Raw genomic sequence first — 16,522 nt, 5'->3', positions numbered from 1 at the left:
AACGCTCTCCTCCTAAAATGCAGCAAGTTGACGCATTGCTCGCTCAATTTTTTCTGGACTAATCATATAAAATTTCTCCATCGTTGGCGCATATGGCATTGCTGGTACATCGGGTCCAGCTAAGCGTTGAATCGGTGCGTCTAGTTCAAACAAACAATGTTCTGCAATAATAGCCGCAACCTCACTCATAATGCTTCCTTCCTTATTATCTTCTGTGACTAGCAGTACTTTTCCTGTTTTAGCTGCTGCTTCAATAATCGCTGCTTGATCGAGTGGATAAACCGTTCGCAAATCGAGAATATGTGCTTCTATTCCATCGGTTGCTAGCCTTTCTGCTGCCTGCATCGCAAAATGAACAGCTAGCCCATAAGTAATAACCGTGATGTCATCTCCGTCACGTTTTACATCTGCTTTGCCAATTGGTAGCGTATAATCTTCTAGCGGGACTTCACCTTTAATTAATCGGTATGCTTTTTTATGCTCAAAAAACAACACCGGGTCCTCATCTCGAATGGCTGCCTTTAGTAACCCTTTTGCATCATAAGGGGTTGATGGAATGACAATTTTCAAACCTGGTGTACCAGCAAATAGCGCTTCTACTGACTGTGAATGGTAAAGTGCACCATGGATTCCCCCTCCAAATGGAGCACGGACGACAAGTGGACACGACCAATCATTATTCGAACGATATCTAATTTTCGCCGCTTCTGACACAATTTGATTGACAGCTGGCATTATAAAATCAGCAAACTGCATTTCTGCAATCGGGCGCATCCCATACATCGCTGCACCAATGGCTACACCTGCAATTGCACTTTCAGCAAGTGGTGTATCTAACACACGTGCCTCACCAAACTGTTCATATAATCCTACCGTTGCTTTAAATACGCCACCCTTGCGTCCGACATCTTCCCCTAAAATAAAGACGCGCTCATCAGACGCCATCTCCTCTTTCATCGCTAAATTAATGGCTTCAATAAAAGACATTACTGGCATTAGACGTCACTCCCTTCTGCATACACAAATCTGAGTGCATGTTCTGGTGTTGCATACGGTGCAGCTTCCGCATAATCTGTCGCATCATTCACGATTTCTAGTATTCTTTCATTTATCTCCTGCAAGCTTTCAGCTGTTGCTACACCTGTTTCCATTAAATACTTTTCGAATAACAGAATCGGGTCTTGTGCACGCCCTTCTTCAATATCCTCTGCCGTACGATATTGACGATGATCGTCATCAGAAGAGTGGGCTGTTAAGCGAAATGTGACGGTTTCGATTAAACTCGGTCCTTCGCCTTTTCTAGCTCTATCTGCCGCCTCTTTTACTACTTTATACACTTCTAACGGGTTTTTCCCATCTACTGTGACCCCAGGCATCCCATAACCAATCGCACGATCAGATACTTTCTTACATGCTAATTGCCGTTCAACAGGTACCGAAATAGCATATTGATTATTTTCAACCATAATAATGACAGGTAATTTATGAACACCTGCAAAGTTTGCACCTTCGTGGAAATCGCCTTGATTGGACGAGCCTTCTCCAAGTGTGACAAATGTGATAAAATCTTCACGTTGCATTTTCCCTGCAAGCGCTACCCCTACAGCATGTGGTACTTGCGTCGTAACAGGTGAAGAACCTGTTAAAATACGATTTTTCTTTTGGCCAAAGTGCCCGGGCATTTGACGTCCCCCAGAGTTTGGGTCTTCGGCTTTGGCAAAAGCCGAAAGCATTAAATCCCTTGCTGTCATCCCAAAGTGAAGCACAACGCCCATATCGCGATAATACGGTGCAATATAGTCTTTTGTATAATCTAGTGCAAATGCTGCCCCTACCTGCGCTGCCTCTTGACCTTGACATGAAATAACAAACGGAATTTTTCCTGCACGGTTCAATAGCCACATCCGCTCGTCTAATCGCCTTGCTAATAGCATCGTTTCGTACATTTTACATACATCCTCATTTGTCAAACCTAAACTACTATGATGTAACATTTCTGTCATACGAATATCCCCTCTCGTATTTAAAAATGAATAGCCTTCCCTTCAATAGCAAGTGCTGCTTCACCTAACACTTCACTCAGTGATGGATGTGGATGAATAGTCGCCCCCATCTCCCAAGGTGTTGCGTTTAAAAATAAACTTAGTGCCGCTTCTGAAATTAAATCCGTCGCATGAGGACCAATTAGATGAACACCTAACAAATCATTTGTGTGACGATCCGCGATTACCTTTGCAAATCCTTCTGCTTCTCCATAGACAAGCGCCTTCCCAATTGCTTTAAATGGGAATTTAGCCACTTTCGTTTCAAACCCTTGCTCCTGTGCCTGCATTTCTGTTAAGCCCACACTCGCAATCTCTGGGTTCCCATACACACAGCGAGCTATATTGGAATAATTTAATGTTTCATTTTTTAATCCAGCTATATGCTCTACCGCTCGCATCCCTTCATATGAGGCAACATGTGCGAGTTGCATGCCACCGATTACATCTCCGATCGCATAAATATGGTGCTCTTTCGTTTGAAAATGTGCATCGACTTTTATGCAAGCGTTTTCAATTTCGATTTCAGTATTTTCTAAGCCAATGTTTTCAATATTTGCTGTACGACCAATGGATAGCAACATTTTTTCAGCTGTCAATACTTCTCCTGTTTTTAGCGAACATGTAACTTCTTTAGTTGAAACTTCGATTGTGCTCGTATCGATGATTGCACTAGTAAAAATACGAATATTGCGTCTTTTTAGTAGTTTTGTCATTTCCGAGGAAATATCTACGTCCTCCGTAGGTAAAATACGCTCTCCATATTCTACAATCGTTACTGCTACGTCAAAATCAGCAAGCAACGATGCCCATTCAATGCCGATTACACCCCCACCGACAATGATGATTGATTTCGGTAACGCCTCTAATTGTAATGCCTCATCTGATGTGATAATCGTTTGTCCGTCAATATCTACCCCATCCAACATGCGCGGGCGTGATCCCGTTGCAACGATGACGTTTTTCGGTATAAGCATTTCATTGTCTGTACCGTCCTGCATTTCCACACTAATCGTCCCTGGCAATGGTGAAAAAATGGATGGTCCTAAAATACGTCCTGTTCCGTGATAAACGTCTATTTTCCCCTTCTGTATTAAATGCTGAACACCAGTATAAAGTTGCTCAACGATTTGTTGTTTTCGATGTTGTACCTTTTCAAAGTTTAATGTAACCCCTGCCACATCAACCCCGTAACTATGTGCTTTTTTCGATTGGCTATAAATTTCTGCGCTTCTTAATAGCGCTTTACTTGGAATACATCCTTTGTGAAGGCACGTACCACCAAGCTTATCACGTTCCACAATCGCTGCTTTTAGCCCTAACTGCGAAGCACGAATAGCTGCCACATATCCACCTGTCCCGCCACCTAAAATAACCACATCATATTCTTTTGCCATATACATCCCCCTTAAGACAGGGGAAGTGAAGTATACTTCACTCCCACTATGAACTATCTATCACCTAGAATGCTTTTCTCATTTCGTAAAAACTGACTACGTGACTTTGCAACCCTGGCAATGCGTTGTTCAGCTAAACGGTTTGCTGCAATATATGTTGGAATATTTTCTTCTTTTGAAATAGCAAAGATTTTTATTAAACTGTCATAAATCGTTTCTACACGTTTCATCGCACGGTCACGGTTATAACCGTAAAGCTCATCCGCTACGTTAATCACCCCGCCAGCATTAATTACATAATCAGGTGCATAGAGAATACCTTGCTCATGTAAAATATCGCCATGGCGTGATTCTTTTAATTGATTATTCGCAGAGCCAGCAATGATTTTCACTTTCAGTTGCGGAATCGTTTCATCATTAATAATTCCACCTAATGCACACGGTGCAAAAATATCTACATCTTGTTCATAAATTTCATGTGGCGCTACTCGTGTTGCACCAAACTTGTCTACTACGCGATCAATCGCTTTTTCATTAATATCGGTTACAATAAGTTCGGCACCATCATTGTATAAATACTCACATAATGTATACGCAACATTTCCTAAACCTTGTACCGCAATTTTTCTCCCGCTTAAACTTTCACTACCAAACGCTTCTAGTGCAGCTGCTTTCATCCCTAAATACACACCATATGCCGTTACAGGAGATGGATTTCCAGATGAACCAAATGCTGGTGAAATCCCTGTGACATAATTTGTTTCTTCATGAATGATATCCATATCAGAAACCGTTGTCCCTACATCTTCCGCTGTGATATAACGACCATTCAATCCTTGAATAAATCGCCCTAATGCACGAAACATTTCTTCATTTTTATCTTTAAATGGATCACCGATAATGACCGTTTTCCCACCACCAAGATTTAACCCGGCTGCGGCATTTTTATACGTCATGCCCCGTGCAAGACGTAATGCATCTTCAATCGCTTCTTCTTCAGACGCATATGTCCACATACGACAGCCACCTAGTGCCGGACCTAACGTTGTATCATGAATGGCGATAATTGCTTTTAAGCCTGATGCCTGATCTTGACAAATTACAAGCTGCTCATAATCGTATTTTTCCATGTACTTAAAAATTTCCATATACTTATACCCTCCTTAATAAAATCTTCAAAACTTACTCGAATTAAATTATTTTTTCTACTTTATGTAGAGGACATACTTATAAAGCAATAATAATTTGCCTTATAAATTTACAATACTTTCTATTGGGAATGAACGCAAATAAAAATGCACAAAAGTCTTTTATTAAGAATATTCTAATTTTTCAAAACTTATTAGATGTTATTTTAGTAGAAAGAGAAAGTGGTCGATTCTTGACTTTCAGTATGACCATTGTACAATGAGATTATGATTAGGAGGGTTTTTTGTATGGCTCGTATGGCAGCGTTTATCGTTCTATTAATTCCCGGCTTAATGGCTGCTGCTGGAATTAAATTCATGCGTGATACGTTATTCAGTAATTTAATTTCCCCATTTCCTTGGCTTTGGTTACAATTCGTTGTCGGGATTATTTTCTTCTTAGCCGGCTTCGGGTTCTTTGCCGGATTCCTACTTCACCGTGATCGTAAAAAAGGTAAAGTAGCACCACGTTGGCAACGTAAACCTACATCTCAAGATTAAAAAGACACATCTCGACCGAGATGTGTCTTTTTCTTATACACCTATTCATAAAATTTATACTATGCTCTCCGCTAAGCCTGGCGCTTTACTACCCGATCAGGATAGTCCGTAATCCACCCTCCGACAATCGGATGAGGAGATGCTAAAAAATGTTCATTTCCTCGAATACTATAAAAACGCATCCGCTTATTTGCCTTTTGACAGACGTCTAAAAAGCGCGGTTGATAATATTTTTTATGCGCGTGCACGGCATTAATATGATGCATCTCGTGCAATCGGTCCCACTCAAACTTCTTCGTCACGATGATGGCCGTCTCTATATGAAGGCAATGCACCTTTACCGCACGCAACAGTTCGTCATGAAAGGAAGATACGTGGCTCCCATTAGGCAAATCAACTGCTTTTAACAGACGAATGAACGGCATGATATTCTCCATTAAAGATTCTTTTAGTTCAATATTTAACGGAATATGATGCTCATTAGCCCAGTGGAATACTTTTTCTAAATTCGGGATTCTCTGTTTAGCAAACAGACGAAGAAAACGTCGCCCTAACTTAAGCTCACTTACTTCCGCAGCTGTACACTCATTTATCAATTGGTTAACACCGGTCAGCCTCTTTAAATGTAAATCATGAAAGACAAATAATACATCATCTTTCGAACGTTGAATATCCAATTCAATACCATCTGCTTTTAATATACGTGCCTTGTCAAACGCTTCAAACGTATTTTCAAGAGCGTACCCAGACGCCCCTCGATGCGCATAAACAGGGATATATTTTGTCATTAAACGTTCAACTCTCCAAACTCTAAAGCAAATTTTCCCTTTGTCATTTTTGAAAGAATGGATGACTTTTTACCAATTTGGATATAAGTTCCCGCATAGGCTTCTTTTGTTACATAAATTTCTTCTTTTCCTACGTTACGTAAGCCATTCATCATTTTTTTAATTTCATGGTCAATTTCTAATGCTTCTTCATTATACTGTTTTAACTTCAATTTCGCTTGTTCAAAAGCGGCGATTTGTTGCGTATTTAGTCGGTTTGCAATAGCACTTAGACGACCTACTTGTTCTTCAAGGGATAAAACTTCTTCCTGTAAGGTCTTTAAATATGCTGCCTTTTCTTGAATAATGGCATAGGCTTCTTGTTTATTGATGCTATGGATAATCAATTCCGTACGACGCTCTAAACGATTACCAGAAATCGCTGTAACAATTTGGCTATTAGCTATTGCGGTACCACCGATTATTTTACCTTTACGCTCATCTACTAAAATAGAATGTGCTCTTAAGTACGAACCAATCGCATAAAAACCTATATGAATCTCATTGCCTGCTATTAAGTTTGCTTCATTCACATGCTTAACGAAAATACTGCCACCTGCTTCTATCCGCGTTTCACCTAAACCAAAAATACCACCGCGAATAAAAATGTCACCATCAATGGATTTAATTAACTTCGCACCTGATACACCTTCTGGTCCTTCAATGGAAATATCCCCTTTTGCAGTAACAGAAAAACTATTTTGAACTGTTCCACGAATCGTAATCGAACCATCAAACTGTAAATTCCCTGTTTCAATCCCTACATCCCCGTTAATCGGTAAATGATGATTGACAGAAATTTGACCTTGTAGATGCTCTAATACGCCAGATATACGCGAACGGAGAACTACTTTCCCATCCTCGTCACATTCATATGCAGATTTGTGGTCATATTTTAGAGGTGCATCTCGTCCTGATACTGCAGGTAGCAGCTCTCCATATACATTTGTCCCTTCCTGCCCTGACTGCGGTGGAATTTTTTCTCCTAACCAAGAGCCTTCTTGAATTTCAAAAATAAAATTCATATCATAGTAATCTGCTGTTCCATCTTCTCGTATGACAGGCTTGCGTTCAGGTATTTCTAAATAAGTAATTTTGGCATCTTCACCTTTCACAGGTGGTGTTCCTTGTGCAATCAATATCGCCTTTCCTGGCATAATATTTTCCATATGTATAGGCAAAATACCATGAACAATACGCTTTTCTTCTAATAATTGATTGATTTGTGCATGTAATTGCTGTTGATTCCTGCGAATAAAATCGGGTGTTTCATGTATGAATAAGGAAACATACATTTTATCGCGAGATACTTCAATTTCAAGGTTTGGTAACCATTGACCAACCTCAGCAGGTGTTGCATTTTCTTTTGATAAAACATTTTTTAATACAGCAAAATTCGTTAACTTAATACGAGGAAAACTACGTAAAATAGCGTCAAAATCTTTTAAAGGGAATCCCGACTTCATAGTCTTTAAATATACCTTCCCGTTCTGTTCGGTAATTTCAAAAAAATCATTTATAAAGACGATCACGTAAATCCTCCTTTCCCTTGTAAACTAGTATATACAATCTCAAAAGTTTTGTTTAGCAAGAAATAGCAAATTATTCAACAAGCTTCTTTTACCTCACATAAACACCTTTACAACTACCCCTTTATAACTATTCACTGTAGTTTAAAATTCCAAAAAAATCAATTTTTTAGTAAAAAAGGCACAAAAATAAGCACTCTTAACTTAGAGTGCCTAGAGGCAAAGGATAATTTTAAAAAAGCACAAATCACTAACAACTTTTCACCTAAAAAAACATTTTAAACATTACTTTTTAAATGCACTTTTTCTCAATAATGGTAATTTCCCGTTTTAAATCTTGTACAGTCATAGTATTTGTTACCGCCTCTTTGCAATATTTCAAATACATCACAATTTGAATTGTAATATCATCTGCTACCATGCCATTACAGTTTACTTCATTTTCTACTATCCGTTGAATATTTTTGAGTGTTCGAACGTCTATTTTATGAAGTGCTGCTAAATCAAATGCACGTAGTAAGCCGTCTGTAATCAATCGGATCCCTCCTGCGATATTATGACAAGATTTAACATTTATTACCTTCATTGAGCATCGTTAAAACTGGATGATGTTGTAAAAGTGCATGTCCCTCTGATGAAGAGCATAGCCTCTTGATTTCTTAACTCGCGACCATTTCAATGCGAATTTTATCTGCGATCATGGCGATAAATTCACTATTGGTAGGCTTTGATTTCATATGATGCACTGTATAACCAAACATTTCTGAAATGGTTTCATAGCTTCCTCTGTTCCATGCTACCTCGATTGCATGGCGAATAGCACGTTCTACCCTTGATGAAGTTGTTCCAAACTTTTTCGCAATTTCTGGATACAAAATTTTGGTTACAGAACCTAATAACTCGATATCATAATAAACCATTTGAATAGCTTCTCGTAAATAAGCATAGCCCTTAATATGTGCTGGCACACCTATTTCTTTAATAATGGCTGTAATCGTTGTATCGAGCTGGCGTTGATTCATCTTTTTATTTTGTGTTGGTTGTAAAACGCTCTTTCGTTTTTCGGACTCTACTTTCACCCCTGCAACATGGGTAATTTTTTGTACCAATTGCTCAAATTCAAATGGCTTCAACATAAAATAAGAAGCTCCGTAATTTACAGCCATCTTCATCACATCATCTTGTCCAAACGCAGTGAGCATAATAACGGGGATATTAGCTAGCTTTTCGTCATTATACATCGCCTCTAGTACACCCATCCCATCTAAATGAGGCATAATGATATCTAGGAGCAACACATCTGGCCGATACTGTTCTAACATCTTAATGCAAACTTTTCCGTTTGATGCAGTAAAAATCACTTCAATTTCTTCATGATTATCAAAATAGGCCTCCATCATTTTAATCAGATCTCGATTGTCATCTGCAATGGCAATTTTAATTTTTGACATAATATTTCCCCCTAGTGATTTTTCCATAAAAAACATTGTTAATTTGACACATTTTTTCTAATTCGACAACCTCTACAAAAAACCTTTCTAAATAGAGCAAAATGATTATGTAGTATTATAGATTCCTCTAAAAACGACAGAAAAATTGTTTTATCTTTCACCCGTCAAACTTTCGTCACAAATATTTTATTAAAAAAAAGTAAAAATGACTACACTTTTATTTAAAGTGTAGTCATTCCGACATTAATTAGGGGATTTTTTTATCATTTCAACAATGGTGATTGCTGCACCTTTTTGTGGTTCTTCCACAAACATATGCGTTACTGCACCGATAAATTGATCATTTTGTATAATTGGGCTACCACTCATCCCTTGTATAATGCCACCCGTTTTTTGCAAGAGTCGCTCATCGGTTACAGTAAATTGAAATGTTTCATCTGTAACTTTGTGGATATTAATAGAAAAACTTTCAATTTTAGAACCCTCAATAGAAGTGAGCATTTTCGCCGGACCTATTTTAATTTCATTTCCATGTATAATTTCTAGTGGTGGATACAGACTTTGTTGTAGAGGTTGTTGCCATTTGCCAAAAATGCCGTACGCTTCATTTGATAACACATTGCCAACTTCTCCTTCATGCCGCTCGTTACTTGAGATTTTGTAGCCAGGCTCTCCAGGGCGGCTTTTTTTTATTTGGGCAATGTTTGCTAAATAAAGTGACCCTTTTAATACTTTGGGGGTAACATCTATAGAATGATCAAAAATTTGATGTCCTAGCGCACCATACTCTAAACGTTCGGGGTCGATATAGGTTAAGGTGCCAACTCCATCTGTTTGATTTTTCATAAAGCTTACTAATTGTTGAAATTCATTTCCCGTTACTTGAACGGTATGTTGTTTTTCTCCTCGTTGCAATACAAGCTTAACACTTTTATTCGATGAAATTTTTTGATCTTTTAACGCCTGTATGTCTTGCCCATCAACTTTTAGTAACTGATCACTTTTGCGTAACCAATCACCACTATTAAGAAGAACGTCATTTATTACATAGTAATGCGGCATTTGTAATTGAACACTGATTGTGTGTCCCATCGGTATAAGCTTTTTCGCCTCAATCGGCATGACAAACGTAAATAAAGTTAACCAAACAAGTAACAATGAATGGAAAAGTCGCTTCATAATCCACCTCCTTTTTTCATTAGCTTGTAGCACTTTTAATCGTTTATGAACGGAAAAATAAGGTCACATGTCAAAGTCGTATCCTTTACATCAGTTCATTAACAAAAAAGCAGATATCACGCAGTTAACAAGGTAAAATGATGTACGTTAGAAGACATAAAGCCATGCGTGTTCGTTTACCTTCTATTGTTAATGAATGCTTTAAAATACGTTTATTTTCGCTATGATTGACTCGCTTTTTATCTACTGCTATTTGTATAATCAATACATACGACATAAAATATTTCCTTTTTCTATCCATAAAAAAAGGCAAAACCGAAAATTCGACTTTGCCTTAGTTCATTAATTTATCACTTGTTTTCGTTCTTTCGCCATTTCAATCAGCTCTGTTGCATGTTGAAGTGTTAAATCGGTAATTTCAGCTCCGCTCATCATGCGGCTCACTTCTTCAATACGTGCTTGGCCTTTAATTTCTGTAACAGTCGTAAATGTACGATCGTGTTCGACTTGTTTTTTAATGTAATAATGATGATCTGCCATCGCCGCCACTTGTGGGAGATGGGAAATACATAGTACTTGCGAGTTAACGGAAATATCTACAATTTTCTCAGCGATCGCTTGGGCAACTCGTCCACTTACGCCTGTATCCACTTCGTCAAAAATAATGGATGTAATGCCATTTGACGATGAAAAAATAGTTTTTAATGCAAGCATCATACGTGAAAGTTCTCCACCTGACGCAATTTTTGGTAAAGATTTTGGCGGCTCACCGACATTTGTTGAAATATAAAAAGCAATGTCGTCCTTCCCGTTGACATCAAATTGCTCTAACGTTTCAAAATTAACGATAAACTTCGCTTTTTCCATATGAAGCACTCGTAGTTCACTCATAATGGCTTCACTTAAAACGATCGCACTGTCTTTTCGAATAGCCGTTAACTGTTCAGCCAGGCGGTTTAATTGCTCTTCCATGTCACGAAGGCGCTTTTCACTTTGTTGAATCGTTTCATCACGATTAATGAGTTGCATTAATTCTTCTTCTATTTTCGCTTGATATGCTAAAATTTCTTCTACCGTCGTACCGTATTTACGCTTCATTGCTTGGTATTGTGCCAAACGTTGCTCCACTTCATTCATACGCTCTGGGTCAAATTCTAAATCATCTAGTACATGTTGAATTTGATACGCCGCATCTTGCAATGCATAAAAGCTTGATGTGACTGCTTCTGATGCTTCTTTAAAATTCGTATCGAGACTTGCAATATCTTCAAGCGCGCGCATCGCATTGCCGATAAAATCAAGCCCTTGCGCTTCACCCAAAATAGCTTGATAGGCAACATTTGCGCGTTCAAAAATTTTATGGAAGTTCATTAATCGGCGACGTTCTTCCATTAACTGTTCTTCCTCGTCCACTTTCAATGCCGCTTCTTCTAATTCATTAATTTGAAATTGATATAAATCGATACGCTGTGCTGTACGCTGCTCGTCTAAATTAAGTGCTTGTACTTCTCTTTTCAATTCACGATACGATTCGTAAAGTGCTTGATACTGCGCTTTTACTTCTTGCAACTCATCCTGTGCAAAATGATCAAGTAAATTAATATGACGCTTCTCATCCATCAACTCTTGGTTTTCATGTTGTCCATGAATATCAATTAAACTGCCACCAATATCACGAAGCACAGAAAGTGGCACTAATTTACCATTTACACGACAAACACTCTTCCCGTTATCGTTTAAATCGCGTCGTAAAATAATGGTTCCTTCCTCTGCTTCAATGCCTGCCTCTTCTAACTTTGCATAAATCGGATGATCATCATTTGAAATTTGAAATAAACCGCCTAGCTCCGCTTTTCGCGCCCCGTGACGGATAAACTCTAACGATCCTCGTCCACCGGCTAACAGATGAACAGCATCGATAATAATAGACTTTCCTGCGCCCGTTTCCCCTGTAAGCACAGTTAAGCCATCAAAGAAACTAACAGTCAAGTCATCTATGATGGCAAAGTTTCGAATACTCAGCTCTCGTAACAAAAATACCACCCCAAATTAAAGCATGTCTAATAGCTTGTTTTTAATTTCTTCCCGGTCTTCTTCCGTTCGACAAATAATTAAAATCGTATCGTCTCCTGAAATCGTGCCTAAAATTTCATTCCAATCTAAATGGTCTAGTAATACTGCAATAGCATTAGCATTTCCAGGTAAAGCTTTCACTACTAGAAAATGCGATGCTCCGTCAATGGAAACAAATGCATCTGCTAATGCACGCTGTAATTTTTGAATTGGATTAAAGCGTTGATCTGCCGGTAAACTGTATTTATAACGACCGTCTTGTAGTGGCACTTTCACTAAATGCAGCTCTTTAATATCACGTGATACCGTTGCTTGTGTCACATTGTAGCCTGCATTTTTTAAATGCTCAACTAAATCATCTTGTGTTTCAATTTCATTATTTGTAATAATATCGCGAATTCGAATATGACGTTGACCTTTGTTCATATCTTCACCTCATAAAAAATTAATTGTATATTTACACTAACATTTGCATAAAAAAAAAACAAGAAAAATTGAATATAGTAGGTGGAAAAGCGTTTATTTCAATACTTTGTGAGTTTTGAGAAAATTCAAAAAGACAAAATCCTACGTATAAGATTTTGTCTTTTTAGCCATACGTATGAGCATACAATAACAGCTCACTCTATTTAAGAGTGAGCTGTATTTCTTCATGATTTTAGTTGTGCATGTGCTTCATTTACAACACGTGTAAAATCCGTAAACGGTGTCAATTCTTCACCGTCTTTTGGATTTTTTAAATGGAATAAAAATTCGATATTTCCTTCGCCACCTGTAATAGGTGAAAAAGAGGCGTCTACTACGACAAAGCCTACTTCTGTTGCCATTGTAGCTGTTTGCTCAAGCACAGCTAAATGGATTTTAGGCTCGCGGACGATGCCTTTTTTACCGACATTTTCTTTCCCTGCTTCAAATTGTGGCTTCACAAGTGCCATCACATCGCCACCAGGCATTAATACCGTTTTTAATACCGGCAAAATAAGTGACAGTGAAATAAATGACACATCAATCGTTGCAAAATCCGGTAAACCTTCTACTAAGTCTTCCGGCTTTGTGTAGCGGAAATTTGTTTTTTCCATCACCGTTACACGCTCATCTGAACGAATTTTCCATGCTAGTTGATTGGAACCTACATCAAGGGCATAACAGTGTCTTGCCCCGTTTTGTAAGGCACAGTCTGTAAAGCCACCTGTAGATGAGCCGATATCAAGCATTAACTTTCCTTCGACTGACATATTGAAAATTTGTAATGCTTTTTCAAGCTTCAACCCACCACGGCTCACATATTTTAGGTCAGAACCCTTCACTTGAAGCGGTGCATCAATAGCAATTTTTTCACCTGCTTTATCGATGCGCGTTTCATTGGAATAGACGAGCCCTGCCATAATGGAGCGCTTTGCTTTTTCACGTGTTTCACAAAGCCCTCGCTCCACTAATAGAACGTCTACACGTTCTTTTGGTTGTTTCGTCATACTGTTCCTACCCGCTTTTTAAGTAACGTATTAATACGTTGTACTGTTTCTTCTGTTGTGACATTAATTTCTTCAAGTAATTGATCGACACTGCCGTGTTCAATAAATTTGTCGGGAATACCGATACGATCAATATCAACTTTGTATTGATAATCTGCCGCAAACTCTAATACTGCACTACCGAATCCACCTTGCAAAACGGCTTCTTCTATCGTTAAGATTGGTGCACCATGTTGCATTAATCCATGTAGCATTTCCTCATCCATTGGCTTAATAAAGCGCGCATTGACAACCTTTACTTGCACACCTTGTGAAGCTAGTTTTTCCGCCGCTTCCATTGCCATTGGAATCGTTGTACCAAATGTAAGAATCGTTGCATCTTTTCCTTCACGTAGCACTTCCCATGAACCAATCGGCAATGCTTTCATTTCAGCATCCATTGGAACACCTAATCCATTACCGCGCGGATAGCGCAGCGCGATCGGGCCATTGTCATACTCAAGCGCTGTTTTCACCATATGTTGCCCTTCATTTTCATCTTTTGGCATCATCAGCACGATATTCGGAATATGACGCAAGAAGGAAATATCAAATACCCCTTGATGCGTTTCTCCATCTGCCCCAACTAAGCCTGCACGGTCAATGCCGATAAAGACATTTAAGTTTGGACGTGCGATATCATGAAGTACTTGATCATATGCGCGTTGTAAAAACGTCGAGTAAATCGCTAAAAACGGTTTCATCTTTTGTGTTGCAAGACCTGCAGCCATTGTTGCAGCGTGCTGTTCTGCAATCCCCACATCAAAGAATCGATTTGGAAAATCTTTTTGAATGCCTTCCAGTTTAGAGCCCACTGGCATTGCCGGTGTAATCGCTACGATTCGTTCATCGTTCTTCATACATTTACGAACGGACTCTGCCACTAAGCTACTCCAAGCCGGACCCTTTACAGCTGACTTCACAAACTCACCGTTCTCCATTTTATATGGACCCGTTCCATGCCATGTACCAACTGTATCTTCTTCTGCGGGTTTGTACCCTTTTCCTTTTTTCGTAATGACGTGAACAAGGACTGGACCTTCGACTTTTTTAGCATATTCTAACGTCTCTTCTAACACTTCAAAATCGTGTCCGTCAATTGGCCCTAAATATTTAAAGCCCATTTCCTCAAAGAACACACCAGAAACAACTAAATATTTCAAGCTATCTTTTACACGTTCCGCTGTTGCCGCTAATTTATCACCGACAACTGGAATTTTATACATTAAGCGCTCCAGTTCCTCTTTTGCTTTAGAGTATTCTCTTGCCGTACGCAAGCGACCTAATACGCCATGTAATGCACCAACGTTAGGAGCAATAGACATTTCATTGTCATTTAAAATGACAATCATATTCGTTTTTTCATGACCAATATGGTTTAGTGCTTCAAGTGCCATCCCACCTGTCAGTGCACCATCCCCAATAATTGGCACAACATAATTTTTTTCCTTTCGGATGTCACGAGCTGCTGCCATCCCCATTGCAGCGGATAAAGACGTTGAACTATGTCCTGTTTCCCATTCATCATGCTCGCTTTCGACAAGCTTCGGGAATCCACACAGTCCTTTATACTGACGCAATGTATCAAACTGATTGGCACGTCCTGTTAAAATTTTATGCACATAGGCTTGATGCCCTACGTCCCATAAAAATTTATCTGCTGGACTATTAAACGCTTTATGTAAAGCGATTGTCAGTTCGACTACACCTAAATTTGGACCGATGTGACCTCCAGTGACAGAACACTTTTCAATTAGAAATGCACGAATATCTTTTGCAAGCGCCTCTAATTGCTTATTATTCAAGCCTTTTAAAAAGGATGGACTAGAAATCGTGTTTAAATCCATCTCTACACACACCTTTTCATCTATTTATTCACCGTGTTTGCGATATTGTTCTATTATAACAGTGTTAAACGTGAGAATAAAACGTTTAACACTTTAATTACTGCGAGAAATAATATAATTAGCAAATTCTCGTAACAATGTGCTATCCACTGTTAGACAATCTAATGCCGCAAGTGCCAGTTTATAATGTTCCTCTAGCTTTTGCTTTGCTCCATCTATCGTTAACAGCGCTGGATACGTACTTTTATCGCTTTCTACATCTTTCCCTGCCGTTTTTCCTAACTGCTCGCTCGTTCCCTCAATATCTAAAATATCATCTTGGATTTGGAACGCTAACCCAATATGGTGTGCATAGTCCACTAATGCCTCACGCTCTTCCTTCGAAGCATTGCATAAGACAGCACCTGCTTCAATACTAAATCGGAGTAAAGCACCAGTTTTATTGATATGAATATTTTCCAACTCTGCTAAATTTAGCTGACGTTTTTCCCCTTCCATATCAAGGACTTGTCCACCAACCATCCCTTCAGCCCCGGCACCTTCACTTAACATATGAACAAGTTCTAAGCGCTGTTCGGCTGATACATTTGGCATCCGTGCTAATACACCAAAGCATAATGAATTTAATGCATCACCTGCAAGTACAGCGAGTGCTTCACCATACACAATATGATTTGTTGGCTTCCCGCGGCGCATATCATCATCATCCATGCACGGTAAATCGTCATGGATGAGAGAATACGTATGAATCATTTCGATTGTTGCCCCAACCGTATAGGATGCTGGCTGTAGACCGTTAAACATATCGCAAACAGCGACTACAAACAATGGACGAATACGCTTGCCTCCTGCTTCAAGTGAATAAAGCATCGATTCTTTTAGCATTTCTGGTCCACGAATTTCTTTTACAAGCTCATACATATGCGACTCAATTGTCGGCACATGTTGTGCTATAAATTGTTGTAAACGTTCACTCAT

General features: G+C 38.9%; 15 protein-coding genes. 1 reads left to right on the top strand and 14 read right to left on the bottom strand.

Features of this window, described 5'->3' with window-relative positions; genetic code table 11:
* Positions 1 to 12: 12 nt before the first annotated feature.
* The 4 genes from AC3II9_RS11410 to AC3II9_RS11395 are packed head-to-tail and all read right to left on the bottom strand — an operon-like array spanning position 13 to position 4,587.
* Entirely contained in the window at positions 13 to 996 is a 984-nt protein-coding gene (locus tag AC3II9_RS11410; protein WP_489155527.1) for an alpha-ketoacid dehydrogenase subunit beta, read from the bottom strand.
* Positions 996 to 1,994 (bottom strand): thiamine pyrophosphate-dependent dehydrogenase E1 component subunit alpha, encoded by a 999-nt coding sequence (locus tag AC3II9_RS11405; RefSeq protein WP_489155550.1) that lies wholly within the window; start codon positions 1,992 to 1,994, stop codon positions 996 to 998. The genes AC3II9_RS11410 and AC3II9_RS11405 overlap by 1 nt, the downstream gene beginning before the upstream one ends.
* 29 nt (positions 1,995 to 2,023) lie before the next feature.
* Positions 2,024 to 3,439, bottom strand: a complete 1,416-nt coding sequence (lpdA, locus tag AC3II9_RS11400) for a dihydrolipoyl dehydrogenase (RefSeq protein ID WP_489155526.1) — start codon at positions 3,437 to 3,439, stop codon at positions 2,024 to 2,026.
* A gap of 53 nt (positions 3,440 to 3,492) precedes the next feature.
* Complete coding sequence (locus AC3II9_RS11395; RefSeq protein WP_489155524.1) at positions 3,493 to 4,587, bottom strand: Glu/Leu/Phe/Val family dehydrogenase; 1,095 nt, start codon at positions 4,585 to 4,587, stop codon at positions 3,493 to 3,495.
* 288 nt (positions 4,588 to 4,875) lie between these two features.
* Between AC3II9_RS11395 and AC3II9_RS11390 the strand changes: the two genes are divergently transcribed.
* On the top strand, positions 4,876 to 5,127 hold the full coding sequence (locus tag AC3II9_RS11390; protein ID WP_391371955.1) for a DUF2627 domain-containing protein: 252 nt from the start codon (positions 4,876 to 4,878) through the stop codon (positions 5,125 to 5,127).
* A 71-nt stretch (positions 5,128 to 5,198) separates the two neighbouring features.
* Here the strand turns inward: AC3II9_RS11390 and AC3II9_RS11385 are convergent, their stop codons facing one another.
* The 10 genes from AC3II9_RS11385 to AC3II9_RS11340 form a co-directional block, all read right to left on the bottom strand.
* On the bottom strand, positions 5,199 to 5,915 hold the full coding sequence (locus AC3II9_RS11385) for a glycerophosphodiester phosphodiesterase (RefSeq protein WP_489155523.1): 717 nt from the start codon (positions 5,913 to 5,915) through the stop codon (positions 5,199 to 5,201).
* A complete protein-coding gene (locus AC3II9_RS11380; protein WP_489155522.1) occupies positions 5,915 to 7,486 on the bottom strand; it encodes a flagellar assembly protein A in 1,572 nt (523 codons plus the stop codon). The genes AC3II9_RS11385 and AC3II9_RS11380 overlap by 1 nt, the downstream gene beginning before the upstream one ends.
* A 289-nt stretch (positions 7,487 to 7,775) precedes the next feature.
* Complete coding sequence (locus AC3II9_RS11375; RefSeq protein WP_391371947.1) at positions 7,776 to 8,018, bottom strand: hypothetical protein; 243 nt, start codon at positions 8,016 to 8,018, stop codon at positions 7,776 to 7,778.
* 124 nt (positions 8,019 to 8,142) lie between these two features.
* Positions 8,143 to 8,934 carry a sporulation transcription factor Spo0A gene (spo0A, locus tag AC3II9_RS11370; RefSeq protein ID WP_489155520.1) on the bottom strand — a complete coding sequence of 264 codons (792 nt, stop codon included), beginning with the start codon at positions 8,932 to 8,934 and terminating at the stop codon, positions 8,143 to 8,145.
* A gap of 243 nt (positions 8,935 to 9,177) precedes the next feature.
* Positions 9,178 to 10,113 carry a SpoIVB peptidase S55 domain-containing protein gene (locus AC3II9_RS11365; RefSeq protein ID WP_489155518.1) on the bottom strand — a complete coding sequence of 312 codons (936 nt, stop codon included), beginning with the start codon at positions 10,111 to 10,113 and terminating at the stop codon, positions 9,178 to 9,180.
* A gap of 342 nt (positions 10,114 to 10,455) precedes the next feature.
* Positions 10,456 to 12,147: a DNA repair protein RecN gene (recN, locus tag AC3II9_RS11360; protein WP_489155516.1), complete on the bottom strand. Its 1,692-nt coding sequence runs from the start codon at positions 12,145 to 12,147 to the stop codon at positions 10,456 to 10,458.
* 15 nt (positions 12,148 to 12,162) lie between these two features.
* Positions 12,163 to 12,612 (bottom strand): transcriptional regulator AhrC/ArgR, encoded by a 450-nt coding sequence (ahrC, locus tag AC3II9_RS11355; protein ID WP_391371936.1) that lies wholly within the window; start codon positions 12,610 to 12,612, stop codon positions 12,163 to 12,165.
* Between the two features lie 224 nt (positions 12,613 to 12,836).
* Positions 12,837 to 13,658, bottom strand: a complete 822-nt coding sequence (locus AC3II9_RS11350) for a TlyA family RNA methyltransferase (protein WP_489155515.1) — start codon at positions 13,656 to 13,658, stop codon at positions 12,837 to 12,839.
* Positions 13,655 to 15,544, bottom strand: a complete 1,890-nt coding sequence (gene dxs / locus AC3II9_RS11345; RefSeq protein ID WP_489155513.1) for a 1-deoxy-D-xylulose-5-phosphate synthase — start codon at positions 15,542 to 15,544, stop codon at positions 13,655 to 13,657. The genes AC3II9_RS11350 and dxs overlap by 4 nt, the downstream gene beginning before the upstream one ends.
* A 93-nt stretch (positions 15,545 to 15,637) precedes the next feature.
* Positions 15,638 to 16,522 (bottom strand): polyprenyl synthetase family protein, encoded by an 885-nt coding sequence (locus tag AC3II9_RS11340; RefSeq protein ID WP_489155511.1) that lies wholly within the window; start codon positions 16,520 to 16,522, stop codon positions 15,638 to 15,640.

The sequence above is a fragment of the Lysinibacillus sp. RU7 genome, from assembly GCF_057837305.1.
This window is presented reverse-complemented; position numbering and strand designations above follow the sequence as displayed.

Bases quoted from the DNA above. Each gene is read 5' to 3' on its own strand.
- AC3II9_RS11385 (WP_489155523.1), bottom strand. From the start codon at position 5,915: ATGACAAAATATATCCCTGTTTATGCGCATCGAGGGGCGTCTGGGTAC.
- AC3II9_RS11365 (WP_489155518.1), bottom strand. From the start codon at position 10,113: ATGAAGCGACTTTTCCATTCATTGTTACTTGTTTGGTTAACTTTATTT.
- AC3II9_RS11410 (WP_489155527.1), bottom strand. From the start codon at position 996: ATGCCAGTAATGTCTTTTATTGAAGCCATTAATTTAGCGATGAAAGAG.
- spo0A (WP_489155520.1), bottom strand. From the start codon at position 8,934: ATGTCAAAAATTAAAATTGCCATTGCAGATGACAATCGAGATCTGATT.
- AC3II9_RS11390 (WP_391371955.1), top strand. From the start codon at position 4,876: ATGGCTCGTATGGCAGCGTTTATCGTTCTATTAATTCCCGGCTTAATG.
- ahrC (WP_391371936.1), bottom strand. From the start codon at position 12,612: ATGAACAAAGGTCAACGTCATATTCGAATTCGCGATATTATTACAAAT.
- AC3II9_RS11395 (WP_489155524.1), bottom strand. From the start codon at position 4,587: ATGGAAATTTTTAAGTACATGGAAAAATACGATTATGAGCAGCTTGTA.
- AC3II9_RS11340 (WP_489155511.1), bottom strand. From the start codon at position 16,522: ATGAGTGAACGTTTACAACAATTTATAGCACAACATGTGCCGACAATT.
- lpdA (WP_489155526.1), bottom strand. From the start codon at position 3,439: ATGGCAAAAGAATATGATGTGGTTATTTTAGGTGGCGGGACAGGTGGA.
- AC3II9_RS11405 (WP_489155550.1), bottom strand. From the start codon at position 1,994: ATGTTACATCATAGTAGTTTAGGTTTGACAAATGAGGATGTATGTAAA.
- AC3II9_RS11350 (WP_489155515.1), bottom strand. From the start codon at position 13,658: ATGACGAAACAACCAAAAGAACGTGTAGACGTTCTATTAGTGGAGCGA.
- dxs (WP_489155513.1), bottom strand. From the start codon at position 15,544: ATGGATTTAAACACGATTTCTAGTCCATCCTTTTTAAAAGGCTTGAAT.